The following is a 24,439-nucleotide window of genomic DNA, read 5'->3' on the forward strand; positions in this document are numbered from 1 at the left end:
AGCAGCAAAAGAGGCATTTTATCAGCTGAATCCAGAGCATTAAGGCTAGTTGTAAATGCTGCTCTGGATCGCTGTAAGATGCTCATGAAGAAGGAGATTATGCCCCATGCGTGCAGATCAACTAATTAAGAATGTACATGTGTATAACAGTTATTATAAACGATTTGAAATGAACAACGTGGCTGTACTGGACGGTAGATTTATGTATGTTGGGCCAGACGGACCAGAGATGATTGAAGCCGATGAAGTGATTGATGCACGTGGACGTTACATGATTCCGGGTCTTATTGATATTCATCTGCACATTGAGAGTACGATGGTGACACCCGCAACCTTTTCCCATGGTCTGATCCGCTGCGGAGTAACGTCCATTGTGGCGGAACCGCATGAGATGGCGAATGTGTTTGGGCTGGAAGGTGTGCAGGAGATGATGTCGTCCAGTCGTGAGACAACGGTGGACATGTTCTACGCTATCCCAAGCTCCGTTCCGGCGACACCGATGGAAACAACAGGTGGTTCAATCGAAATCGAAGACATGGATGTGCTGCTCGCTACTGGCGAGATCATCTGTCTGGGTGAGATCATGAACTATGTGGACGTCATCCGTGATCCGGAATGCAAGACCAATCAGATTCTTCAGCATATTCGCAAAAACTATCCCGATCTTGTAATCGAAGGTCATACACCGAAATTGCTTGGTCTGGATCTGCACCGACTGATCTATGCGGGCATCGATTCTGATCATACACATCAGAGCATTGAAGGCTTGCAGGCGCGAATTGCGGCAGGTATGTTCATTGAAATTCAGGAAAAATCGATGACGCCAGAAGTCATGGAATACCTGATTCAGCATGATGTCGCTCAGCATTTCTGCTTCGTAACGGACGATGTTATGCCGGATTCGCTGGTGGAACGGGGACATCTGGATCATATCGTACGTAAGGCCATTCGGATGGGTATGCGCCCCGAAGATGCGATTTACGCTGCAACCTCAACCCCTGCATCCCGGATGAAAATGACTGATCGCGGTAGCATTGCCCCAGGCAAAGTGGCGGACTATGTGCTGCTGTCCAACTTAGATACACTTGCAGTAGAGCAGGTATACAAAAATGGCCGTAAAGCTTATGACGACTACGAACCGTACAAGCAGGACCGAATTAGTGGACAGTTCCCACCTCACTTTTACAAAAGTGTGCAATTGGATCTGCTGGGAGCCGAGGATTTCGCGATCCGTTTGTCTGATCCAAAGGTGAATGGGCAAAGTGAGAGATCTGACTCAGACACGCAGTTATCTGAAAATGGTTTAAACAACTGCCGGGTCATGATGGTCAAGGATGGTTCAACCTTTGTGGAAGAGCATATTGCACAGATTCAGGCTGCGAATGGTGAACTTCTCTGGGAAGAAAGTGAATATGGACAGATTGCGACCTTTGAACGTTATGGAGTGAACGGTAATCGGGCACATGGATTGATTGGTGGAGACACGATCAAGCGTGGTGCCATTGCAACAACATATTCACATGATAACCACAACCTATTGGTCGTAGGACGCAATCGTGAAGATATGATCTTAGCAGCTAACACGGTAATTTCGAGCCAGGGTGGGTTCTGTGTGGTGGAAGACGGCAAAGTGTTGTCCCATCTCGAACTTCCTGTGGGTGGTATATTGACGGAGGAACCGCTGGCAGTAGTATCACACCAAGTGAAAGAGCTGCGTGCAGCGATGTTGTCTCTTGGTTATGTGCACTATAACCCAATCATGTCCATCAGTACCCATTCCCTTGCGGTAAGTCCGGCTCTGAAAATTACGGATCACGGCCTGATTGATGTGAATGCAGGCAAGGTTGTACCGTTGATTCTATAGGAAAGTGTCTTCAAATTTATGGGGCTCTGAAGCTCTGTATTCTACCTTGTATTTAGGAGAATACAGAGCTTCTCTATGTTATGGACTAACTTGATAAACTAGCTCCCCTTTACCGTTATATCCCTTAAGTTTCAATTCGAATGAAGTAAAGGGTTTATCCAAAATCACATACCAGAGTTTTCTTTGATCAAATTCCTTTATCTGTGGTGATATCTCATTAAAATTTTGCTTAGTTAAATCAATAATGACTATTTTGGTTATTTGAGGATCGTTGATTAAACCATAGATAATGGATGTGTTTTTGTTGTCACTCCATTTATGATTCGTAACATGATACGGTAGTGTAGTATCTGCAATATTAGCTAAGAAACTTCCTGTTTTTATTATTTTGTATCCAAAGCCCGTTTTTCCTTCCACTACAAATGCAGTACTTATTCCTTTTGTATCTATATCGTCATAAAAAATAATGTCTTTTTTATCATCTAGAGATGCTGTTTCAATAATGTTTTCGCGATGAATATTATTTTCATTTAATAAGTTCTCTTTTGAATTACAACCCATTAAAGCTAAAACGGTGAGGATAATTAATACGAATTTAAACAATTTAAACATATAAAAACTCCTTTTATGGTTTTATTTTCTATTAAAGTGTGAAAAGGTTATTTTATACCAAATTATAGGAGGAATTGTTTATGAAAATACGTCGCGTGATTCTATTATGTTTGTCGTTAATCTTGATGTTCCCTCTAGCCGCAATGGCTAACGAATTGGAGCCGTCAATTTCTAAAGATGCTATTCTTATTAAAGCCGGCTACCCTCAAGAAATTTCAGAATTAAATGAAATACAAAAGGATGAAATTATAAAATTTATCAAATCTCATCCTGATTATACCATTTCTACTATAGAAAATCCAAATGAAGATGATTACACTATTCAGTCCAATTCTAATTTAAACACTTACTTGACTGTTGCTAGTTCAGCAGATTACCCTAACACATCCACATCCCAATATAAAGATATACTTGTTTCAGGAAGTTTGAAAGCAAACGTTAACTCAAAAGCGGTGGGTGCAGGGGCTGCCTGGTCTGGACAGTGGAATATTGTAAGATCATTTGCCTATGCTTCCTGGAAAACAAAAAATTTTCTTGGTGTAGAGACTTCGCATACTGCTGATTCGGTGCTAGTTGATGCTGCTCCACAAGCTGGCGTAACATATTCCTACGATGGAGTTCCTAGTAATGGATATTACGCTGGGACAAGCTTACTTGTTACAATAAAAAAACCAATTTCATCTCATGGCTCTTTTGATGTTGTTGGTAAACAAGCATACACAACATCCAGTGTGAACTGGTCTGCTACGATATCCTCGACACCAGGTATAACATTTGGTCCAAGTGATAAGGTATATCAAAAAGCTGCTACTCAGAATGTAAACTATTAAGTTTTCTAACTTCGGAATTACTAATTTTAATTATCCAGTTATTGATTGTGTCGTTGGATTATTTTCTATTTAAACGGAAAAATTGGTATAAAAGTAAATTCGTGAAGGCGTATGTGCTGTACCCTGGAGAGGGGTACAGCACATACGCCTTTTTTGATAAGATTGCTTTAAAAAGTTGAATCCATTTTTTCAACTCTTCAACTAAAAAGCTTGTGAATTTAAAAACAGATTCAAGATCCACGCTTTTGGCTAGCATTTTGACAGCGACCTCGTGAGTCGACTGTGTACTGTTGATTGAGTGTGGATAGTTCTAAAAAGTGTATTTCAAGATCTTCCGTCAGTGGAATTCCTGTGTTAACTTCTCGTAAATGAAATATGTTATGCTAACGTTCGTTTAAAAGAACAGAATATTAATGGTGACACAGCTTTTAATTTTTTCTCATTTCCTTCATTAAGCTGACTGGAATATTACTTGCTCCAATATGAATTGTTTGACCGGGGGAGTCTTTGTCGTTATATGAATTTATAAGTACAATATCTGTAGTGGTTGCTCTCCAGTTTCTTGAAATATTTGATTCAGAAAAGCGAACGGTAAATCTTTATTCTCTTCCCTACCAAAAAGATTTTTGAAAACAAAGCGCGTTTTTAGGATCAAGCAAATTTCTCATCGTCTAATCAACTCCAATGGTTAGAAGAACAACGATATTATACATTTAATTAAAAGGAGGGGACACTAACCAAATGTTATCTAACCTCAAAGAGAAAAGTGCCATCTTTTTCGATGTAGACGATACCCTATATGACCACTTGCAACCGTTGAAAGGAGCACTACAGGAGGTTCTTGGTTTATCAGATGAGTTCCCATATGGGGAGGCATACCATCGCTTCCGTTATTATAGCGACTGGCTGTCTGCCCAAGAAGACTTGTCTGCTGTACCCGAACCGGAAGCGGTGGAACGGATGCGACATCGCAGATTTGAGCTGACCATGGCGGAGTTTGGGCATCCGCTACAACCGGGGCAGGCTGAAGAACTACAAGCACAGTATTTGAGTAGACAGTTCCAGATCCAGCCCTTTGAGGGAGCATATGAACTTATCCGAAGACTTCTTGCAGAAGGGCATAGAGTAGGGTTAATTACCAACGGAGAAGGAAAACATCAGCAGCGGAAGCTCGAAGCGCTGGATGTATTCAGCCTTATTCCCGAGGAACGCATATTCATATCGGGTACCCTTGGTTACGCCAAGCCGGATCCCAGGTTGTTTGAGCATGTAAGCAGGCAGACGGGATCGGATTCCGTTTCCTGTTATTACATCGGCGATTCCTGGCGCAATGATGTTGTCGGTGCAGTGGATGCCGGATGGAAAGTGATCTGGTTCAACCATCGTGGTGTTTTGCCAGAATCAGAGCATCAGCCACATCATGTAGCGCGCAGTTATGAAGAGGTAAGCCGTATCCTTACATCCGAGTTGATTCAACAATAAAGCGTACGCTATGTGCGTTGGTGCAGTCCTGATCCTCAGTGAGGATCAGGGCTTTTTTTTGTTATATACCACGTGAGGATTGTCATTGTACACCGGCGAAAATCGAGGTATAGATACTAAGTGTAAAGATGTTTAAAAGGGTCTTCCTACCCAAGCCAAACATGAAGCGTAGCTTCATGGAATCTTCATTCGAAAGAGTGGGCTAAAGCCTTCACAAAGGATAAGGGCAATGCTATAATTAAAACAAGATTTAGATTAAGTCTAAATTAAATAAACGGAAGCAAGTTAAATTACGTTATCAAAATCAAAACTATATCGTATTCGAGAGGGGATAAATTCCATGAGCACAATCCAAACTAGAAACAATACTTTTACAAACCATACCACTGAACTTCAAGAGGTCCTGAACCGCCAGATCGCAGGTTGGTCTGTACTGTATACTAAATTGCACCACTTCCACTGGTATGTGAAAGGTCCTCATTTCTTCACACTGCATGCCAAATTCGAAGAGTTGTATAACTTGGCTACGGCGAATATGGACGAAGCCGCAGAACGTCTGTTGGCCATTGGTGGACGTCCGGTCGCAACGATGGCTGAACAACTACGGTTGTCACCTGTTCAGGAAGCACAGGGACAGTTGTCGGCTGAAAAAATGGTAGAATCCGTAGTTGCTGATCTGCAAGCGATGGTGGATGTAATTAACCAGGGTATTCAAGCAGCTGGCGAAGCTGAGGATCATGCGACCGAAGATATGCTGATTGGATTCACTGCTGCATTGGATAAAGAGGTCTGGATGTTAAACGCATTTCTGGGCAAATAAGCAAAGTTAACCTGCATCCTGAACAACGATATGTAGAGTCCGTGAACAAAGTGCCCGTTCACTTACAAATCCGGTGTGCTTGCCGTATAATGATGGCATTCAAGATGTATAGATTGGTGGAGTGAATAATGCGGACAGACCTGGAAGAACTGCGGGATGAAGCTGAACGGTTTATATATAGATGTTATGAAGAGCTGGGCCATTCGCGTGAAGACGCGCAGGCCCGGCTTGTTGCCGTTTTGAACGAGATTGAACACACAGGCACTTATGTGCATACTGCGGATGAACTGGAGCATGGCTGTAAAATGGCATGGCGGAACAGCAATCGCTGCATCGGCCGGCTATTCTGGGATAAACTGCGCATTGTGGATGCACGTCATGCAGATACGGTTGGAACGGCAGCGGATGCTGTGATGACGCACATTAGAGCGGCCTCCAACAAAGGGAAGATTATTCCCATGATTACGATCCTTCCACCTGATGGACCGAATGGAGCCCCCGTGCGAATTTGGAATCACCAGTTGATCCGTTATGCCGGATATGAGACGACGGATGGCATTGTAGGTGACCCTGCATCCGTTGAGCTAACAAAGACAGCCATGTCGCTTGGCTGGCAGGGGGAAGGTACGCCTTATGATGTGCTGCCATTGATTCTCCAGGCTCAGGGACAAGCTCCAGAGTGGTATCCTGTTCCCAAGGAAGACATCGTGGAAGTGAGGATTGAACATCCGGAACGTCCGGAAATTGCCGAACTGGGCATGCGCTGGTACGGTGTACCGATGATTGCCGATATGCGGCTGGAGATTGGCGGCATATCTTACCCGGCAGCACCATTCAATGGCTGGTATATGGGAACTGAGATTGGTGCACGCAATCTGGCAGATACGTTTCGGTATAATAAACTACCAGCGGTAGCGGCAGCACTTGGTTTGAATACGTCGAGTGAAACGACACTTTGGAAGGATCGGGCTTTGGTAGAGCTGAATGTAGCTGTGCTGCATTCGTTCAAGAAAGCAGGCGTCAGCATTGTGGATCACCACACAGCGGCAGCGCAATTTGCCCTGTTTGAGCAGCGGGAAGAGAAAGCCGGACGCGAACTGACAGGCGATTGGGTCTGGCTGATTCCGCCGGTGTCGCCGGCGACGACGCATATTTTTCACAGTTCCTATCGCAATGAGATTGTGAAACCTAACTTTTTCTATGGAGATCATTCCTACACACTGGATACAGAGAAAACGGAAGCTGAACGGATGGACGGGGGAAAACAACAACCTGAGGGGGATCATCAGCCCCAGCCTGAGAATTCACCAATGAAATGCCCGTTTGCACACTGAGGTGCGAGCGGTTTTTTTTGCTGTTTTTTCATCAAGCACGGGCTCTATAATAGGAAAAAATGCTGAAGATTCTTTCTCTATATGGAAATGAATTGCACTTCTATAATAAGGATCATGACTTAATATAGGAGGGCTACCCATGCACAGAGTTCGAAGGTGATTTGAAGCCCGATGGGGTGGAAGTTCTTGAAGCAAAGTTTTACAAGCCGACGGAATTGCCTGAGAACACAGACCCTTATTTGAAAAATAAAATCAAAGAAAATGCACTACATATCGCAGCACTATTGGGTAAAAAATGATTGGAGGCTGCCCACTGATGTGGGCAGTTTTGTGCGTCTACACTCGTTTCGATCTGTAACGGCTGCGCATCACAGCCTGAACGGCAATGGCAGCAGCAATCAGAAGCAGATTGAACACAAACACGGTATACAGCGATCCACGCTCCACAAGCAGAGCAGCCACCAGAGGGGACACGATGGAACCGATCTCTGCCACAGAGACAATTTTGCCTATGACGGAGCTTCTACCCTCGTCCGGGATATGATCCCCGATATGAGCAAAGAACGAATCCATGTAACATGCACCGCCTACGCCGCCGATCAGCATGCCCACGTAAACCAGCACATACGAAGATGTGCTCAGAAAAACGACCACTTCGATACCAATCATCAGCATGCCGAACATGCAGAGCAGCAGACGATCACCCATCCGATCAGACAGGTAACCGGCTACCGGAGCAGCCGCGAGTGTAGAGATACCAACAACGGTAAAGGCAAGACTGATCGCAAACGGGTCCCACTGCATGATATGAGCTGCATACAATGCAAAGTAAGTCAGAAACACGGCATAAGCACTCATCTCCAGGAAATGAACCGTACCGTAGCCAATCAGTTGCTGCCTCCGGGTAAGTCCGGTGGACGGTTCAGGAATGATTGGGCTAGGAGTAGCGTTTACTGGAGAAACTGTATAATCGGCAGGCGTTTGCGTTGGTTTGGCATCCGTTGGAGACTCGCTTAAGTCGTGGCCGTCCGCCACATTTTCAGATACAGGATTGGGCTTTACTGCTGTCTTCATCCCCATTGCCGCAACCACAGCCATCAGGCAGCACACGGTAACGAGTAAAAAAGGCACCGATAACGGCCAATGCAACGAGAGCCAGCCGCTGATGACTGGACCCAGCACCATGCCCCCGCCTTCACTGCTGCTGATATAACCGTTGTACAGCCCCCGGTTGTCGACGTTCCCCTCATCCCCAATGATGGAACGTACGACGACCGTTAGTCCGGTAGAAGCGAGCCCTTGCAGCAGCCGCAGCAGACCAAATACTAGTGCGGCAGAAGATACAGCGAAACCGCCCATACAAACAGCGAGCAGCAGCAGCATGGCAATAAGTGCCCGCTTGCCCCCAATTTTTCGATAGAGTGCCGCAGCGGGCACCCCGCCAATCACTTTGCCGACATAAAAGAGTGCAAAAATAACCCCCATCATCCAGCCGGACAGGCCGAATTCCTCAATAAACAAAGGGAACAGGGGCAGGATCATGAAACCGCCCATCTGACTCAGAAAACAAATGATCATCAGCAAAGGCAGGTTACGGCGAATATCCACGAACAGGACTCCTCTCTCAAGACTTGATCCGACAATCCTCATGAAATCGCTCTACTTGGATGCGTAGATATCGACATATACCCGTAATGTATGCTGTATTTATGAGAATAAGAAGAAATAACACATGGCGTTTACATCAAAACCATTGCGGATATAGCTGAATCATATATAATAGATGGGATTTGTAATGAAGCATGCATGAAAAGAAGTGTACAGGCTCAACGTATACCTCAAGTTTAAAGGGGGCGAAATGAAGCATGTCAGAACAACAACCGATTATCCGGTTCGACCGGGTGACCCAGCAATACGATCAGGATGAAGCCGTATTGAAGGAAGTCAGCTTCGAGATTGAGCGGGGTAAATTTTATACGCTACTCGGCCCGTCAGGCTGCGGGAAAACAACGATATTGCGCCTGATCGCCGGCTTTGCGGAGCCGACACAGGGCAGTATTTATTTTAACGGTGCACTGATTAACCAAGTGCCGGCTCACCAGCGGCAGGTGAATACCGTATTTCAGGATTACGCGTTATTTCCACATTTGAACGTATTTGAGAACGTAGCTTTTGGTTTGCGGATCAAAAAAATGAAAACCGCTGAAATTCAAGGCAAAGTGCTGGAAGCACTCAAGTTCGTCAATCTCTCTGGCTATGAAAACCGTGAAATTGGCGAGATGTCCGGTGGACAACGGCAGCGCGTCGCCATTGCGCGGGCAATTGTGAATGAACCCGAGATTTTGCTGCTGGACGAGCCACTATCGGCGCTCGATTTGAAGCTGCGGACCGAAATGCAGTATGAACTGCGCGAGCTGCAACAGCGATTGGGTATTACGTTTATTTTTGTCACGCATGATCAGGAAGAAGCCTTAGCGATGTCAGATGAGATCTTTGTCCTGAACGGCGGCGTCATTCAACAGAGCGGCACACCGAATGATATCTATGATGAGCCGATTAACCGTTTTGTGGCGGACTTTATTGGTGAATCGAACATTGTATCCGGCAAAATGAAGCAGGACTTTGTGGTGGAATTCGCTGGCGCAGAGTACGAGTGTGTCGATCAGGGTTTGCAGCGGGACGAGCCTGTGGAGATTGTAATTCGTCCAGAGGATATGGAGATTACAACCGAGGAACAGGGCAAGATGCAGGTCAACGTGGACTCCCAGCTGTTCCGTGGGGTGCATTACGAGATATCCACATACGATGATGCGGGTAATGAGTGGTTGGTGCATTCCACGAAGAAAGCTGTCGTAGGCGCTCGGATTGGACTGTATTTTGACCCGGAAGCCATCCACGTCATGCGCTTTAACGAGACGGAAGAAGAGTTCGATAAACGTCTGGAAGCCTACCAAGAGGCCGTTCATGCAGACTAAGGCGAGTACACGCAATGCGTATCTGATTCCATATGTATTATGGATGGTGTTGTTTGTAGTTGCTCCGGTTCTGCTGGTGGTGTATTACTCGTTCTTCGATGTGGAGGGCAATTTCACGCTGGGTAACTACGCTCGGTTCTTTACACCTGTGTACATGCAGATGACCCTGAGCTCGTTCTGGTATGCATTTCTGATCACGGTGTTCTCGCTGTTGGTCTCGTATCCGACGGCGTATCTACTGACTCGTACGAAGCACAAGCAGCTGTGGCTGCTGCTTATTATTTTGCCAAGCTGGATCAATCTGTTGTTAAAAGCGTACGCCTTTATCGGCCTGTTCGGCACGTATGGCTTGACCAATTCCCTGCTGGAAGTGGTGGGCATTGGCACGCAACAGATTTTGTTCACCGATTTCAGTTTTATCTTTGTCTCGGTGTACATCTTCATTCCGTTCATGATCCTGCCGATCTTCAACGCGTTGGAAGAGATGAATCCTTCGCTGATCTATGCGGCCCGGGATCTTGGGGCATCGTCATGGCTGACGTTCCGCCGGGTTATCTTCCCGTTGACGCTCAGCGGAGTGAAATCCGGCTGTCAGGCCGTATTTATTCCGGCGCTATCTTTGTTCATGATTACCCGCCTTATTGCGGGGAACCGGGTAATTACGCTGGGAACAGCGATTGAGCAGCATTTTCTCGTCACCCAGGACTGGGGGATGGGTTCGACGATTGCCGTCTTTTTGATTATTGCGATGGCGATCATTATGTTCCTGACTGGATCAGGCAAGAAGGAGGTGCGTAATGGGAAGAAACGGAAAGCTGTCTAACGTCTATCTGGCCGTTGTATTCGCCATACTGTACGCACCGATTGCGTATCTGATCTTCTATTCCTTCAACAGTGGCGGGCATATGCGCGGTTTCGAAGGATTTACATTGAAATGGTACAGGGAAGTATTTGCCGATACCCGGCTGCTGATCATTGTACTCAATACGTTTATTATTGCGCTCCTGTCCTCTGCGATCTCGACGATGCTCGGTGTGGCAGGGGCACTGGCGATCTACCATGTGCGGCGCAAACGGACCAAGAATACGTTGCTGTCACTCAATAATGTGCTGATCGTTAGTCCGGATGTCATCATTGGTGCATCCTTTCTGATTCTGTTCACCATGATTGGCATCAAGCTTGGATTCACTTCGGTACTGTTGTCTCATATCGCATTCAGCGTGCCAATTGTTGTGATTATGGTACTGCCCAAGCTTCAGGAGATGAGTCCGACCTTGATGGATGCGGCGCGCGATCTGGGTGCTGGATCATGGCAGATCCTAACTCGTGTCGTGCTTCCATACGTTAAACCGGGTATTTTTGCCGGATTCTTCATGGCATTGACTTACTCGCTTGATGACTTTGCGGTAACATTCTTTGTCACGGGTAACGGATACTCCACACTCTCTGTGGAGATTTATTCAAGAGCAAGGCAGGGTGTGTCATTGTCCATCAATGCGCTGTCCACGCTGCTGTTCCTGCTGACGGTGCTGCTGGTGGTTGGGTATTACTTCATTAACCGCCGTGCCGCGCGTACGCCTGCCGGAAGGGGGCTGCGTCCATGAAGCAACTGGTACGGACATTTGCAATTGTATTTGTGGCTGCCTTTGCCTTGATGATTTTCGCTTCGTATCTGAACAAGAGTCAGGGGTATTCCGGCGGCAACACGCTGACGATTTACAACTGGGGCGATTATATCGACCCCGATTTGCTGAAGGAATTTGAACAAGAGACCGGCATCAAGGTTATCTATCAGACGTTTGATTCGAACGAAGCGATGTTAACCAAGATTGAGCAGGGCGGAACGACGTTTGATGTGGCGATTCCTTCCGAGTATGCGATTAGCAAAATGAAAGAGGAAAACCTGCTCATTCCGCTGGATCACAGCAAGCTGCCCAATCTGAGCAACATCGACTCCCGGTTCATGGACCTGTCCTTTGATGAGGGCAACAAGTACTCCATCCCATACTTCTGGGGAACGGTGGGTATTGTGTACAATCCTGAACTGGTCGATGGGTTAACATTTGAGAGCTGGAACGACCTGTGGGACCCACGTTTGAAAAATCAAATCCTGCTGCTCGACGGTGCCCGTGAAGTCATCGGCATGGGGCTGAACAGCCTCGGGTATTCGTTGAACGATACGAACGAAGATCATCTGCAGGAGGCTTTGAAGAAACTGTCCACCCTCACGCCTAATGTCAGAGCGATTGTCGGGGACGAGATCAAGATGCTGCTGGCAAACGAGGAAGCGGCTGTTGGACTTGTATGGTCGGGGGATGCGTCAGAAATTATGGATGAGAACGACAAGCTGGATTACGTGGTTCCTGAGGAAGGCTCGAACCTTTGGTTCGATAACATGGTTATTCCGAAGACTGCCAGTAATATTGAAGGTGCTCATCAGTTTATCAACTTCATGCTGGACCCGGATCATGCGGCTCGTAATGCTGAATATGTCGGGTACTCTACACCGAACGCCAAGGCATTGAAGCTGCTGCCAGAGGATATTTCCGAGGATGAGCGATTCTATCCAGATGAGACACTGACGGGTAAACTTGAGGTCTACGATAATCTGGGCAAAAAAATGCTCTCGCATTATAACGATTTGTTCCTCGAATTTAAAATGCATAGCAAGTAAAAGGTTTAGCCATGCGGAGTATTTCCATATGGCGAATATATATCACCATACATGCCTCTAAGCCAAACATCCCCTGATCCTTTAATGGACCAGGGGATGTTTGGCTTTTTCTTTACCCTACCTTAGAGCAATAGCTCAGGTGGTTGTCTTATCTTTGTTTACACGTTAACGGAGGGGACAGAACAAACGAAGGAAGCGAAGCGCTCGCCTTTATCCCCGGATTTTCCCATTGTAGATGGGATTCAAAAAAATCTGGGGATAACAGCGATCCGAAGTTGTTCTGTCACCGCAGTGTTCTAGTGTAAACGACTTAAGATTTACATGCGCTTTTTGCGACCGACAATGATCCACGCCCCACCCATAATCAGCACAATCGCCACGAATGGCTGGATAAAGGACAGACTGTTCAGCATCGTGCCAATCGACATGACGGCGAAGAATAACAGTGAGATAACTGTCAGAATGTTGATCGGAATCAGCAACCATTTGTTACGGCCACCGAACCAATATAATTCAAACAGACCTACCGCTACCGCAAGAATGAAGCCGGGCCACATCGTGCTCCAGTTACCAAAGAGCATGGCGATCTGGCTGACAACACCTACCGTAAGTAAGATGCCACCTGGAACTAGCAATCCGATCCCTCGTCCAATCATGGAGAAGTAGAGCCAATGGAAGAATAGCCCCAGTGGAATCACAAATAGGGTGGGCCAGAACGTGGCAAAGATTGTACCTGGACCGAGTGAACCTCCCTGGTTCAAAATCAGGTACACGCCGAGCAAAATAAGCACAGGCGCAAGGATGGTGCGTTTAGCCATGATATCTCTCCTTTTCAATACAAGATCAATTCCCGAACAATCATGGAGTATGTATTCTCGTTATTCACAGCATACCATTAACCGCAAGAGGGTATCCTCGGTCTTTGGAGTTAAACTGAACCTAGACTTTAGTCTAGGTCCTCTTCCCGAGGTATCGGTACTGGTCACAATCATTCTTTAACCCCTACTATGCTAATTAACTGCTGTCGAATCATTACGTCCATCCTAAATATGGTAAAAAACATATTGACATCTGCGACAACTTGTCGTATATTTTGATTGCGACAACTTGTCGTATATAAGATCAGAGGTGTCCGCATAATGGTAAACTTAGGAAGATTATCTGAAACGGAAATGGAACTTATGGAGGTGATTTGGCGGGAAAGGACACCGGTAACCGTATCTAAGCTGCATGAAATTTTTGAAGCGAAGTATTGGAAGAAATCAACCGTGTCAACGCTTTTAAAGCGATTGATTGAAAAAGGTTTTCTAACAAAAACATTGGATGGTAAAGTGAACTACTACCACACTACAGTGACATTGGAACAATATCGGAAGAGTGAAACCCAGACCTTCCTCAACCGCCTATACAATGGGAAGGTGACAAACTTTATTACAGCGCTGGTCAACGATGATAAATTTAATCAACAAGACATTGCGGAGTTAAAAGAATGGTTTAGGCAAAAAAAAGGTGAAGAATGATGGAACTGTTACTTTCTCTAAGTATTGCTTCATTCGTCGGATCGATGATTTGGATTGTTCAAAGCAGTATGCGCCCGATTACACAAAAAGTCTTTTCGCAAGCTTGGCATTATTATACGGCTCTGATCCCTGTATTCTTTCTGCTTGGCGGTACGGAAATTATGATCAGAATGATTCAGTTTATACATTCGTTCCTTACGAGTAAAAGTGTAATGATCCCTTCTCAATCCATAATAGAACAAATTGAACATATCTCCCTGATTGAGCATACGGTAGCAGGTAATCCGCCTTTTATGCAAACTCTGGTTGATTCTCTGCTACAGTTCGCGAACATACATGATTTGTTTGTAATCACATTAGCGACTTGGATTGCAGGTATTATTGTTTTTCTTGCCGTGAATGCAAATAATTATTGGGTATTTAAACGATCAATCTTGCAGAATAGCCGAGCAGCTAACATGGACATCAAATCCGTGAAGGTGTTTATAAGCCCCAATGCCATAACACCTATGGTTATTGGTTTTCTGAAACCCGTTATTGTGATGCCTGATACATGTCTTGGAAAACAAGAAACGGCGATGATTCTTTCTCATGAACTCATTCACATAAATCGACGTGATTTGTTAGTGAAATTCTTCGTTTTACTTGCCAATGCGATTCACTGGTTCAATCCAATGGTCTACTTCATTAGCAAACAGACAAACATCTACTGTGAACTGTCCTGCGATGAGAAGGTCGTTCAGGAAATGGATTCGGAAAGTCGAAGGCTTTACGGAGAGACACTTTTATCTATGCTGGAATATGGCGTCATGCGAAGAAACCTTATGGGCATTAGTAGCTTATATCATTCTAAAGAGGACATGAAAAGGAGACTAGGAAATCTCATGAGTGCAAAAAAGACTAAAAAATCGATAGTTATGTTATCTCTCGTTGCAAGTATCGTTTTGGTTGGTAGTGGCGGAATCGCCGCAAATTATGCTAGCGCAGCTGCAGGCACTTCCTCCAAATATTTACGTGAAGGAGGCAGTAATGTGACAGTAGTAAGCAGTGATGGCACAACGATCTCTTACGATAAAGAAGGGAATATTATACCAGTGGCACTACGTCATGAGCCAAGAGTGTTTACGAAAGAAGAAATCGTGGAGCGTATTAAATTGCATATCAAAAAAGGAATTCCTGTACCGGAAGGGTACATTACCCAATTGAAGAAACAGGGTGAAAAAGATGAGCTGGCCGCTTTGTTCGACGGTATAAACCAAATTGATCTTTTCACCGAAGATGGAGTTAGCACTTTTAATGTTGCTGATTTGATCAAATCATAAATAATATGGAGCTGATACAGTTTGAAAACGATAAGAATAAAGAGCATTGTCGTGTTGATGTTGTTTTCTTTAATGTTCGGTACTTCTGTTCATGCCAGTGAGGGATTTTTCTGGTCAGGTGCAGAACCTAGACCTTCATGTACCAATAACACCAGAGACGGATCGACCGGGAAAATGGGCCTTGTCATAGATGGCAAGGAAATTGATCTCGATCTCCCCTCATGCGATGAAGCAATGAAAAACCGTGTTTCAGTCCTTGTGGATGGGAACTATTTGCACGCCGTGGCCGGAAGTGGGGTTGAGCCCTTTATTGAAAACGGTCAGACCATGATACCTTTACGGGCAGTCGCAGATGCATTCGGTTTTGAGGTGAAGTGGGAGCAAAGTGAAGGTAAAATAACCTTGGAAAAAGACAGCAGAAACATTATTATGCATATTGGAAAAAAAGAAATGCTAGTTGACGGAAATAAGGTGGATCTTAAAGGAGTAGCACCTATGGTTCGAGGCAAGGTGACGTTTTTGCCCGTTAGGCAGCTTGCTGAAACTTTAGGCATTAAAGTCGGTTGGAGTAGTAAAACCCGCACTGCTACATTTACTCAAGAATAGCAAAAAAGAAAAGCACAGCCTTGACGTGTAGTCGGCTGTGCTTTTTTTGATTAATACGAAGAGAATGATCTTAATGTAGCAATGGATGAATACAGTTCGTTGGTACTGACGCGGGCTACGTAAGATTCATTCGGATAGATCGCTCTCTTAGTAACGAGGGTATTCTGGGGAACGTTTGCCATCCAGCCAGTATCGTCTCCGAAAGCATTGGTAAATGCGACGTTAATCGTTGGCATGGTCGTTTGTGGCAACGATATTACAAGGAGGTTCACATTATTGTGTGGCGCTACAATGCTATAGGACCCAACGTTCGCTCCTTGATTTCCATTAATGTTTATTGGAACATGCATATTAATGTTACTTGTATCATAATTCATTGTTCCATATTCAGCCTCAGCAACCTTATCAGCTACTTGCGCAGCAGTTAAATAAGTAGTTACTTTGGCCCCATATTCATCGTATGAGTCTAATTTCCTCGTTTTCAAATCAAGAACGTCAACATTTCTGGCCCCTAATGAAAAGTCAATTTCTACTTTTTTACCTGGTGTTCGAGTTACTTCTTTATCATTCGCTGCAGCAAACACAGAGGTGGAGAAAATCATAACCATAGTCAACGCCAACATAAATATTTTTCTGAATTTCATATAAAATTCCTCCTGTTTTCGTATTATTTTTCTTATAAGTTGAACAGATTCAGACCGACAATAAAAAGACTCACCTCCTGTTTCATAAATGTGAGCTACTCTTCTTTTTTTGAGCAAGTTTTTTATGTAGATATGCCCCTTGTACGTCACCTTGCTTAAAATGAAGTAAGGTAGCTAGTAAAAGGTGTTTGGTTCTAATAAGTTAGTCTACTCTATAAACGACTTATCTTAGTAATTTATGACGGATATTCATTAAATAAAAAATAATGAGCAAAATATATATTTATGATAATATAAGGTTTGATTTACATATTTTTTTAATTTTTTAGTCAAACATAAAAAGGGTGGGGGAGAATATGAGTGATTCAAGAGCAATGGTTGATTTTTTTACGTTCTAATTTTTACGAATTAGACTACAGCGTGCAGAAGTTGATTTATGATGCGTTTCGAAATTTTGTTTATCGCGATATTTACATTTTATATCGTAATCATGAACTTGCCGAAGATGTTGTCCAAGAAACATTCTTTAAAGTGATTAATATAGCACCTGGAGCCCGAGCTATACATAAAGCGTGGATTACAAAAATCGCTCGAAACCAAGCCTGTGACTTTTTAAAAAAACAGAATAAATATCATCATGTTTCGGAGCCCCAAGTCGTTATTGACATAGAGGCTCCTTTTTTACTTCCTACGGTGTCGGAACAAGTTGAAGATAAAATACGGGATGAAATGCTGCATGAAGCTTTAAATGAGTTACTTCCCCAATACCGACAAGCCTTGTATTTATACTATATTGAAGAAAAATCGTATAAAGAAATTGCGCAGCGGCTAGGTAAAACCGAACAAGCTATAGGCCAAACAATGGTTAGAGCAAGAAAAAAATGTTTTGCTGCTTTGCAAAAAAAGATAGGTGACGGCTTTAAGTGACGATTTTATTTATGATGAACGGCTCCATCAAAAAATAAGCTAGGCTTGCATGGTCTGTTCGCTGGCTTCATAGTCGGCAATTTGTGTCATTGTATACCCAATTTTCTCCCGGCTGGGGTAAGGTAAGCTCAATCAAATCTCCAGCAGGACAGGCTCAGGTTGCCATACTGATAGGCTTTGAACAGGAGTGATGCCTGCTTGTTCTGATCTCCCGCACCCATGGCGAGCAGCAATGGTACAAAATGCTCTGGCGTAGGCACGGCTGCTTGGGCTGATGGTGCCAGCTTGTCATAGGCGAATAGGGACGCTGTATCCCAGCTCACAAGTTTGTCTTGCAGCCAGTTGTCAAACGCCAAGGCCCAAGGGTCAATGCCTGCGCTTTCCCAGTTTAACTGACGCAGGTTGTGTACCGTCCCACCACTGCCAATGACGAGAACGTCCTGCTCACGCAATGTGGCGAGTGCCTGCCCAACCTGATATTGCTGTTCATTGGACAGATAACGGTTCACGGATAAAGCAACGACCGGAATATTCGCATTTGGATAGAGCAGGCGAAGCACAACCCAAGCACCGTGATCCAGACCACGAACAGAGTCGCTTTCCACCGGAATACCAGCATCCCCGAACAGGCGCTGAATGTCCGCTGTTGTCTCTTCATGTCCTTGTGCAGGGTATTTGATCTGATATAGCTCGGGCTGGAAGCCGCCAAAATCATAGATGGTCTCGTAATTAGCTACCGAAGAAACCAACTGAGTTGTGGATTCCCAGTGAGCAGAGAACAATACGATCGCTTTGGGTCTCGGCAGTTCCTGTCCAAGTTGTTGCAGAAACTCAGTGTATGCATTTTCCTCCAGTGCGAGTGATGGCGCACCGTGAGCAATAAACAGGGATGGCATCATTATGAATTCAGTCCTTTCGGGTCTTCGGCAGTCAGCTTGGCATCCGTCCGAAGCCATTGTTGAAATTGTTGATATAAGTCGGGGGTGACTTGGTGTCCACCGTGATATGGAACGTACGTAACGTTATTGGTCTGTTCACGGAAGAAGCTGGCGTTATCTTCACCAAGTTGCAGCGGGAAGAGATGATCCTGATCGCCATGCGAAATAAATACAGATAACTCCGAGTTGGGCTGTATCTTGTATTGGTCTTTCACAAATTGCGGAATGTAACCACTCATGGCTACCATTCCCTTGATTGCATCTCCCATGATCAGCGAGAGCGTCATCGCCATAATGGCTCCCTGACTGAATCCGGCGATATAACGCCGTGCCGGGTCAATGGCATATTTGGCAGACAAGTCAACCATTAGCTGTTGCAGTCCCTGAACAGAGGCGTCGAACAACTCACGGACGGGATTGCCAATGCTTTTAATTTGAAAATAGGCGTAGCCGCTACCCTGAACAATAGGCCCACGTACGGCGACGATAATAAAATCGGACTGAAGTGCCACTGCCATACTTGCTGCTGTCACCAGAGCAGCGGATGAATGTGGTGCGCAAGGATGAACGCAAGGAGACGACTGCCGGAAGTGGGCAGATCAAAGTACAGCATCTAACGGCCAAGGGTGCCATGCGCATGTCCATTGTAGAGCTGCCAGCAGGTGCATCGACTGGGGTTAATAAGCACGCTGGAGAAGAGAGTCATCTGGTTCTGCAAGGCCGAATTCGCGCAGCGCAGTGTGAGGACGTAGAGATTCTGGAAGCGGGGGATTCATTCAGCTGGAATGCCATCGTTCCCCACGAAGTAACCAATATTGGGGAGGAACCCGCGGTAGTACTGATCGCCGTGTCCAAGGAACTGGATTTGGACCATTTGTGGAACGCATAGGCAGAGGATCGTGGAATGGAGAATGAGAGAAGTAACGCTGCATTAATCATAAGGGTAGAGATTCAGCGTGATGAATCGTATTCGGACACGATGGCGACTGCTGAATATGTAAAAGGCCGCCCAGAGGTTTCTCGGGCGGCCGGATGGCGACGGAGTGCATCATTAGAAATGGTTGCTTCCGTCATTCATTGTTCTTTATAAATGGTCTCACTACTCCTGCTTACTGTGGATTAGTTGTCCAGATGCCTGCGGCTTTAACAAATACACGGTCCGACAGTTTGAGCGTCGCCAAAGCCAGTTCAGCTACGTCTTCTGCTTGCATCATACGGTCTTCGTCACCAACTTTGAGTCCGGCATTCGTCGCCAGCTCCGTGTTCACTGTACTTGGTGTTAACGCAGTAACCCGAATATTGGATTTGCGCACTTCCTGCATCAGGGATTCGGTCATGCCGAGCAATGCGAATTTGGAAGCACAGTAAGCTGAGCCTGTAGCAAATCCACGCTCGCCTGCGGTGGAGGCGATGTTGATAATGCTGCCGCTGCTTTCCTTAATCATGCTTGGCAGTACAGCACGAGTTACATAGTATGTACCCATGACATTAACATGCAGGATACGTTCCCACTCTTCCGGGTCCATATCCAGCAGTGTGCCGAAGCTTGCAATGCCTGCATTGTTGATCAGAATATCGACTGCGCCAAGCTCCATCTCAATCGCAGCTACGGCTGCTTCAGCCTGAGTGCGATCGGAAATATCCGCAATAGCACTGGTTACTTTTACACCATATTCCTGGCTCAGCGATTGCTGGAGAGCCTCCAGATCGGAGGCCGTCCGAGCGATCAGTCCGAGATGCACACCTTCCTTGGCAAGTGCTTCAGCAATGGCACGGCCAATACCTTTACCGGCGCCAGTGATGACAGCCGTTTTATTTTTAAGTTCCATGTGGGTAACTCCTCCTTAGAATTGGACTAGCATTTAATTATACTATATTACCCACAGTTCGAATATTTGCTTCATCATGAGTTATCATGATTGCTTGATCTTGATGCTGCCTGAGGTAGTGCGAGCTTTGATGACCTCACGGCTTACCATGGGGGAATCAGGTATATTTACATCACCGGAAATGGCCTGTGCGTCGTAAATGCCGTCAAAATCAGGCGCCGCCTGGATGGAAATATCTCCTGACTGTCCCGATACATCAATGGGACCGGTGACTTCTTGCTCGATCTTCACACTGCCGGAAGTGAACTTAACATTTGCTGCACCGTTCAATTGAGTAATTCTGGTATCTCCCGACTGTACACTGCGGGTCACATCGCCATCAATGCCATTCAGCGTGAAACTTCCGGACGTTTGTTTGACTTCCATATCTCCCGCAATTGCTGCAGCTTTAATGTCTCCTGAAGTTAGATCGAGTTGAATGGTTGGTACGGTAATGTCCTGAAGGTGAATGCTTCCAGACGTATTGTTAAGGTCCAAGGTATTGGCATGCAGTCCCTTCAGATCCAGATCACTGGAAGAAGAGACGATGTTAACTTCATCCAGCTGATGTCCTTCAGGTAGCGCAACCGTGATCGTTTGCTGCAGGTTATTCCAATAAAGGGTGAAAAACTGCAAACGCTGGCGTTCTTTCTGGTTTAACGTAAAGGTTCCATCCGTGATCGAGGCCTGTTTAAAACCTTCAATTACGGCCGGGTCCCACTTCCCGTCGACTTCAATGTAGCCATTGGAATCCGAACTGACAACAAATTCAATATTTGCGCTTAAGTTGGCATTCATCATGATGTTGTGCAGCTCATCATTTTTGAATTCCCAACGTTTGGAGTAGTGTTCTCTCTGGTCTCCGAACTGAACTCCGTAAATGGAGGTTCCGAGCAAACCGATGCCGATACATAGTATCGCTAAAGCAATCCATTTTTTGGTGCTCATCATTAGACATCTCCTTTCATCGTCTTTTGATTCCATCTTATATACTGAAGAGTTATCCGCTTAAAGGCTTTAAACACCGATTTTGTCGCAATGGCGAATAGAATGCCTATACCGAATAATCCAATTGAAACGAACAATTCAGAATACTCGAAATGACCGAGATATAAGAAATCCACCACAACTGCAACCGGGGCTACGACCAGTAGCGACAAACTGGCAATTGTGAGCCATACCGACCACAGAGTCAGTCCTAACGGAATCGCCAGTATGATGTTCAGGAAAAAAAGTCCGATGGCCGTGAAGAAGTTGCGTGCAGCTCGATTTCCTTTCATTTGCTGTGAACGCATTTCTTCGAATGTCGTTGCGTAGAACGGATCAGATCCTGGCGTCTGTGCATCATACCGTTCACCGAGCGCTTCTCTGGCAATCTCGATCGGATGCCCAAGTTCCCGTGCAATCTCTTCTTCCAGTTTTCCTTCTCTTAATCCCATCTCAAAATGCTGTTCATAATCAGCGAGCAATTCGGCTCGCTCCAGCCGTTCCATCGGTCTTAAATGAATCTCCATTGCCTGCATGAATTGTTGTCTATTCATTGGGGGTACCTTCCTCTATAAGATTTGCGACATTGCGCACAAAACCATTCCATTCATTTGTCAGAGTTTTCATATAGTCACGACCGGTATCGGACAGTTTGTAATACTTACGTGGTGGGCCTTCACTGGATTCCTGCAGGTAAGTCGTACAATAGCCGTCATTGACCAATCTCCGCAAAAGGGGATACAGCGCACCTTCCGCCACTTCAATATGCTGGGATACAGCCTGAGCCAGTTCGTAGCCGTAACGATCCTGGCGGTTGATTAACACGAGGACGCATAGTTCCAGCACCCCTTTTTTGAATTGAATATTAACATTCACTTGGGTTCCTCCTTGTTGCTCTATCCAATCACTAGTGTGTATTGTTCAGTAGTCGTGAATTCATCATAGCACCCGGTACTGTTTAATGCAAGGTAGTGATTTAAAAATAGTTCCGTATCACGATGTCCCGCTAAGTTGGATTAACTTTGTTTTCTCGCTATTTTATCTATAGATCAGCATACGCAAAACCCGAATCGGTTACTTCCGTCTGAAGGCGGATTCCGATCCGGGTCTATGGGATGATGATATACGTTGATGGGGGTAACAGCTTCGTTTATTCTTGTGCTTCCAGCATTTTAAGGTCTTTAACGGCAGGGCCTTCAATGACTTTGCCCGCGTAATCGTAGCGTGATCCGTGGCATGGGCAATCCCAGGAACGTTCCCCGGCATTCCATTCCACTTCACAACCCAAATGGGTGCAGGTGGTATCCACCAGAAAGAGTTTGCCAGTCGGGTCCTTGTAGGCGCCAGCACGTTTGCCGTCATGGCGAACAACAGCCCCTTCATCGTTGCCGAGTTCTCCCGTGTTCTTGTGAATAATGCCGACTTTGCCAGAGATCAGTTCCGCGGCTACATTGACATTCTCTACAAGGAAGTTTTTCACCCCAGGGTCTACCTTGAATCTTGCAGGTTCGAATACTGCTGCATAAGAGTTATCTCGTCCAGTAATCCGGTCCGTCAGGATATGTCCAGCCATCGTTCCTGTGGTCATGCCCCATTTGGCAAAGCCGGTAGCCACATAGACACGTTCATGTCGTCCAGTAATTGGTCCAATATAAGGGACCTTATCGATGGAGATCAGATCCTGAGCTGACCAGCGGAAAGGGATGTTGCGAATGCCAAATGTTTCTGCTGCATAGCGCTCCAAATTTTCATAATGACCGACGGTACAAATGCCCTGTCCGGTTTTGTGATTTTCCCCTCCAAAGAGGATGTGTTCCTTCCCTTTATGAATGACGGTACGCAGTGATCGATAGGGTTTATCGTCAGAGATATACATGCCACCGGTGAAAGGTTTCTGAGGTTCAACAACAACAGCATAGGAACGCTCGGCGTGCAGCCTTGAAAAATAAAATCCGGGGTCATAGACCGGGAAATGGGAGGCCACAACGACATGTTCGGCCGTTACGGATGGACCATTCTCATATGTCCGCACATGTAGCGAGGCATCTTCCTCCACATCGGTAACCGTTGTATGTTCATAGATGCGGACACCTTGCTTGACTGCGGATTCCAGCAGGTAATGTAAATAACTGAGCGGGTCAAAGCGTGCCTGTCCCGGCATTTTAATCCCTGCCCTAGATGGGACAGGGATGGGAAGAGGATCGACCCATTGACCAGGAATATTCAGCTTGCCATAGGCTGTCAATTCAATCTCCAGCTTCTTGAGATTCTCCTCGGATTGAATGTAGACATAGGCATCTTCCTCAGCCCACTGGCAATTGATTTGCTTTTCCTTCACCAGATCGCGCATCCACTTGGCGGCTGTAGCATTGCCTTCATAATACATGCGGGCTTGTTCTTCTCCAAAATGATGAAGCAATTCATCAAATATTACGCCATGCTGCGCGGATACCTTGGCCGTTGTATGGCCTGTTGTGCCATCCAGTACTTTTCCAGCTTCCAGCACAACTACGCTCATTCCCGTCTGTGCCAGCAAATAGGCTGTTGTGATGCCTGCAATTCCTGCACCAATAATGGCGACATCGGTGGTTGTATCTTCTGTCAGTTTCGGATATTCATTGAATGTGTTTGTTGCTCTCCACAGGGATTCCGGCATGGAAGGCAAACCTGTAGGGGGCTGTTGATGGTCATTCACTCGATTTTCCTCCTTCAATATTCTTCTTCATTAAGGACTATGCTCAGCTCAATAAGTACGTCATATCTATACTCCTATCCATGATTACCATACTGTGCCAGAATAAAACGATTGTCCGCATACTTTCCTGAGGAAAGTTCACATTTTCCTGTAAAGCACCCCTGTTTTTTTTGCTAAACATGCTATATGATAGATTTATCGAAATCGTTTTAGTAAATAAAATGAAGAGATAACCACGGCTCGTAAAGTACTTGTTCTAAAAGGGTAAATCTTCGAATTATGAGCTCGGATACATCAAGATCACATCGTATTAATTTTATCGATTATGTATCCGCTATCAT

Annotated in this window: 27 protein-coding genes; 15 read left to right on the plus strand and 12 right to left on the minus strand. The window is 45.4% G+C overall.

Annotation, left to right across the window (positions count from 1 at the left end):
* Positions 1–106: 106 nt before the first annotated feature.
* A complete protein-coding gene (locus tag BMW94_RS04475; RefSeq protein WP_090994935.1) occupies positions 107–1,864 on the plus strand; it encodes an adenine deaminase in 1,758 nt (585 codons plus the stop codon).
* 78 nt (positions 1,865–1,942) lie between these two features.
* On the opposite strand, the gene BMW94_RS04480 is transcribed toward BMW94_RS04475, so the two are convergent.
* Entirely contained in the window at positions 1,943–2,476 is a 534-nt protein-coding gene (locus BMW94_RS04480; RefSeq protein ID WP_090994938.1) for a hypothetical protein, read from the minus strand.
* A gap of 80 nt (positions 2,477–2,556) precedes the next feature.
* On the opposite strand from BMW94_RS04480, the gene BMW94_RS04485 reads away from it, so the two are divergent.
* Positions 2,557–3,306, plus strand: coding sequence for a hypothetical protein (locus BMW94_RS04485; protein WP_090994941.1), 750 nt, complete (start codon positions 2,557–2,559; stop codon positions 3,304–3,306).
* 523 nt (positions 3,307–3,829) lie between these two features.
* Here the strand turns inward: BMW94_RS04485 and BMW94_RS31225 are convergent.
* On the minus strand, positions 3,830–3,961 hold the full coding sequence (locus tag BMW94_RS31225) for a PD-(D/E)XK nuclease family transposase (protein WP_175480575.1): 132 nt from the start codon (positions 3,959–3,961) through the stop codon (positions 3,830–3,832).
* A gap of 86 nt (positions 3,962–4,047) precedes the next feature.
* Between BMW94_RS31225 and BMW94_RS04495 the strand changes: the two genes are divergently transcribed.
* The 3 genes from BMW94_RS04495 to BMW94_RS04505 all read left to right on the plus strand — a co-directional run bounded on the left by BMW94_RS04495 (position 4,048) and on the right by BMW94_RS04505 (position 6,942).
* Positions 4,048–4,788 (plus strand): HAD family hydrolase, encoded by a 741-nt coding sequence (locus BMW94_RS04495; protein ID WP_090994948.1) that lies wholly within the window; start codon positions 4,048–4,050, stop codon positions 4,786–4,788.
* 340 nt (positions 4,789–5,128) lie between these two features.
* Positions 5,129–5,608: a Dps family protein gene (locus BMW94_RS04500; RefSeq protein WP_090994952.1), complete on the plus strand. Its 480-nt coding sequence runs from the start codon at positions 5,129–5,131 to the stop codon at positions 5,606–5,608.
* A 128-nt stretch (positions 5,609–5,736) separates the two neighbouring features.
* Positions 5,737–6,942, plus strand: a complete 1,206-nt coding sequence (locus BMW94_RS04505; RefSeq protein WP_090994955.1) for a nitric oxide synthase oxygenase — start codon at positions 5,737–5,739, stop codon at positions 6,940–6,942.
* 336 nt (positions 6,943–7,278) lie between these two features.
* Here the strand turns inward: BMW94_RS04505 and BMW94_RS04510 are convergent, their stop codons facing one another.
* Positions 7,279–8,550 (minus strand): MFS transporter, encoded by a 1,272-nt coding sequence (locus tag BMW94_RS04510; protein WP_175480576.1) that lies wholly within the window; start codon positions 8,548–8,550, stop codon positions 7,279–7,281.
* A 257-nt stretch (positions 8,551–8,807) separates the two neighbouring features.
* Between BMW94_RS04510 and BMW94_RS04515 the strand changes: the two genes are divergently transcribed.
* The 4 genes from BMW94_RS04515 to BMW94_RS04530 are packed head-to-tail and all read left to right on the plus strand — an operon-like array spanning position 8,808 to position 12,591.
* Positions 8,808–9,917 carry an ABC transporter ATP-binding protein gene (locus tag BMW94_RS04515; protein WP_063567198.1) on the plus strand — a complete coding sequence of 370 codons (1,110 nt, stop codon included), beginning with the start codon at positions 8,808–8,810 and terminating at the stop codon, positions 9,915–9,917.
* Entirely contained in the window at positions 9,907–10,740 is an 834-nt protein-coding gene (locus BMW94_RS04520) for an ABC transporter permease (protein ID WP_024632841.1), read from the plus strand. The genes BMW94_RS04515 and BMW94_RS04520 overlap by 11 nt, the downstream gene beginning before the upstream one ends.
* Positions 10,715–11,521 (plus strand): ABC transporter permease, encoded by an 807-nt coding sequence (locus BMW94_RS04525; protein WP_063567199.1) that lies wholly within the window; start codon positions 10,715–10,717, stop codon positions 11,519–11,521. Before BMW94_RS04520 ends, BMW94_RS04525 begins: the two co-directional genes overlap by 26 nt.
* Positions 11,518–12,591, plus strand: a complete 1,074-nt coding sequence (locus tag BMW94_RS04530; RefSeq protein WP_090994961.1) for an ABC transporter substrate-binding protein — start codon at positions 11,518–11,520, stop codon at positions 12,589–12,591. Before BMW94_RS04525 ends, BMW94_RS04530 begins: the two co-directional genes overlap by 4 nt.
* Before the next feature lie 317 nt (positions 12,592–12,908).
* Here BMW94_RS04530 and BMW94_RS04535 read toward each other — a convergent pair whose 3' ends face one another.
* Positions 12,909–13,409 (minus strand): hypothetical protein, encoded by a 501-nt coding sequence (locus BMW94_RS04535; protein WP_063567201.1) that lies wholly within the window; start codon positions 13,407–13,409, stop codon positions 12,909–12,911.
* 321 nt (positions 13,410–13,730) lie between these two features.
* Between BMW94_RS04535 and BMW94_RS04540 the strand changes: the two genes are divergently transcribed.
* The 3 genes from BMW94_RS04540 to BMW94_RS04550 are packed head-to-tail and all read left to right on the plus strand — an operon-like array spanning position 13,731 to position 16,039.
* Positions 13,731–14,111 carry a BlaI/MecI/CopY family transcriptional regulator gene (locus tag BMW94_RS04540; protein ID WP_090994964.1) on the plus strand — a complete coding sequence of 127 codons (381 nt, stop codon included), beginning with the start codon at positions 13,731–13,733 and terminating at the stop codon, positions 14,109–14,111.
* Complete coding sequence (locus BMW94_RS04545) at positions 14,108–15,433, plus strand: M56 family metallopeptidase (RefSeq protein ID WP_090994966.1); 1,326 nt, start codon at positions 14,108–14,110, stop codon at positions 15,431–15,433. Before BMW94_RS04540 ends, BMW94_RS04545 begins: the two co-directional genes overlap by 4 nt.
* A 21-nt stretch (positions 15,434–15,454) precedes the next feature.
* Positions 15,455–16,039 carry a copper amine oxidase N-terminal domain-containing protein gene (locus BMW94_RS04550; protein ID WP_090994969.1) on the plus strand — a complete coding sequence of 195 codons (585 nt, stop codon included), beginning with the start codon at positions 15,455–15,457 and terminating at the stop codon, positions 16,037–16,039.
* Between the two features lie 50 nt (positions 16,040–16,089).
* On the opposite strand, the gene BMW94_RS04555 is transcribed toward BMW94_RS04550, so the two are convergent.
* Entirely contained in the window at positions 16,090–16,683 is a 594-nt protein-coding gene (locus tag BMW94_RS04555; protein ID WP_090994971.1) for a hypothetical protein, read from the minus strand.
* 360 nt (positions 16,684–17,043) lie between these two features.
* Between BMW94_RS04555 and BMW94_RS04560 the strand changes: the two genes are divergently transcribed.
* A complete protein-coding gene (locus BMW94_RS04560) occupies positions 17,044–17,610 on the plus strand; it encodes an RNA polymerase sigma factor (RefSeq protein WP_254790110.1) in 567 nt (188 codons plus the stop codon).
* A 128-nt stretch (positions 17,611–17,738) separates the two neighbouring features.
* On the opposite strand, the gene BMW94_RS04565 is transcribed toward BMW94_RS04560, so the two are convergent.
* Both BMW94_RS04565 and BMW94_RS04570 read right to left on the minus strand, forming a co-directional pair.
* Positions 17,739–18,509, minus strand: coding sequence for a dioxygenase family protein (locus BMW94_RS04565; protein ID WP_090994974.1), 771 nt, complete (start codon positions 18,507–18,509; stop codon positions 17,739–17,741).
* Positions 18,509–19,066, minus strand: coding sequence for an alpha/beta hydrolase (locus tag BMW94_RS04570; protein WP_090994976.1), 558 nt, complete (start codon positions 19,064–19,066; stop codon positions 18,509–18,511). Before BMW94_RS04570 ends, BMW94_RS04565 begins: the two co-directional genes overlap by 1 nt.
* 2 nt (positions 19,067–19,068) lie before the next feature.
* On the opposite strand from BMW94_RS04570, the gene BMW94_RS04575 reads away from it, so the two are divergent.
* Both BMW94_RS04575 and BMW94_RS30100 read left to right on the plus strand, forming a co-directional pair.
* The gene (locus BMW94_RS04575; protein WP_254790111.1) at positions 19,069–19,437 is read left to right on the plus strand and encodes a cupin domain-containing protein; all 369 of its coding nucleotides are present in this window, start codon (positions 19,069–19,071) and stop codon (positions 19,435–19,437) included.
* A 15-nt stretch (positions 19,438–19,452) separates the two neighbouring features.
* Positions 19,453–19,638, plus strand: coding sequence for a hypothetical protein (locus tag BMW94_RS30100; protein WP_139209297.1), 186 nt, complete (start codon positions 19,453–19,455; stop codon positions 19,636–19,638).
* Between the two features lie 19 nt (positions 19,639–19,657).
* On the opposite strand, the gene BMW94_RS04580 is transcribed toward BMW94_RS30100, so the two are convergent.
* From BMW94_RS04580 to BMW94_RS04600, 5 genes are all read right to left on the minus strand, one after another.
* On the minus strand, positions 19,658–20,377 hold the full coding sequence (locus BMW94_RS04580) for a 3-ketoacyl-ACP reductase (protein ID WP_090903393.1): 720 nt from the start codon (positions 20,375–20,377) through the stop codon (positions 19,658–19,660).
* Between the two features lie 84 nt (positions 20,378–20,461).
* Positions 20,462–21,367 carry a DUF4097 family beta strand repeat-containing protein gene (locus tag BMW94_RS04585; protein ID WP_175480577.1) on the minus strand — a complete coding sequence of 302 codons (906 nt, stop codon included), beginning with the start codon at positions 21,365–21,367 and terminating at the stop codon, positions 20,462–20,464.
* Positions 21,367–21,957, minus strand: coding sequence for an HAAS signaling domain-containing protein (locus BMW94_RS04590; protein ID WP_090994982.1), 591 nt, complete (start codon positions 21,955–21,957; stop codon positions 21,367–21,369). The genes BMW94_RS04585 and BMW94_RS04590 overlap by 1 nt, the downstream gene beginning before the upstream one ends.
* The gene (locus tag BMW94_RS04595) at positions 21,950–22,279 is read right to left on the minus strand and encodes a PadR family transcriptional regulator (RefSeq protein WP_063567210.1); all 330 of its coding nucleotides are present in this window, start codon (positions 22,277–22,279) and stop codon (positions 21,950–21,952) included. The genes BMW94_RS04590 and BMW94_RS04595 overlap by 8 nt, the downstream gene beginning before the upstream one ends.
* Before the next feature lie 274 nt (positions 22,280–22,553).
* Positions 22,554–24,059, minus strand: coding sequence for an FAD-dependent oxidoreductase (locus tag BMW94_RS04600; protein WP_090995199.1), 1,506 nt, complete (start codon positions 24,057–24,059; stop codon positions 22,554–22,556).
* Between the last annotated feature and the right edge of the window lie 380 nt (positions 24,060–24,439).

This window comes from Paenibacillus sp. OK003, assembly GCF_900109515.1.
GTDB classification, from domain to species: Bacteria; Bacillota; Bacilli; order Paenibacillales; family Paenibacillaceae; genus Paenibacillus; species Paenibacillus marchantiae.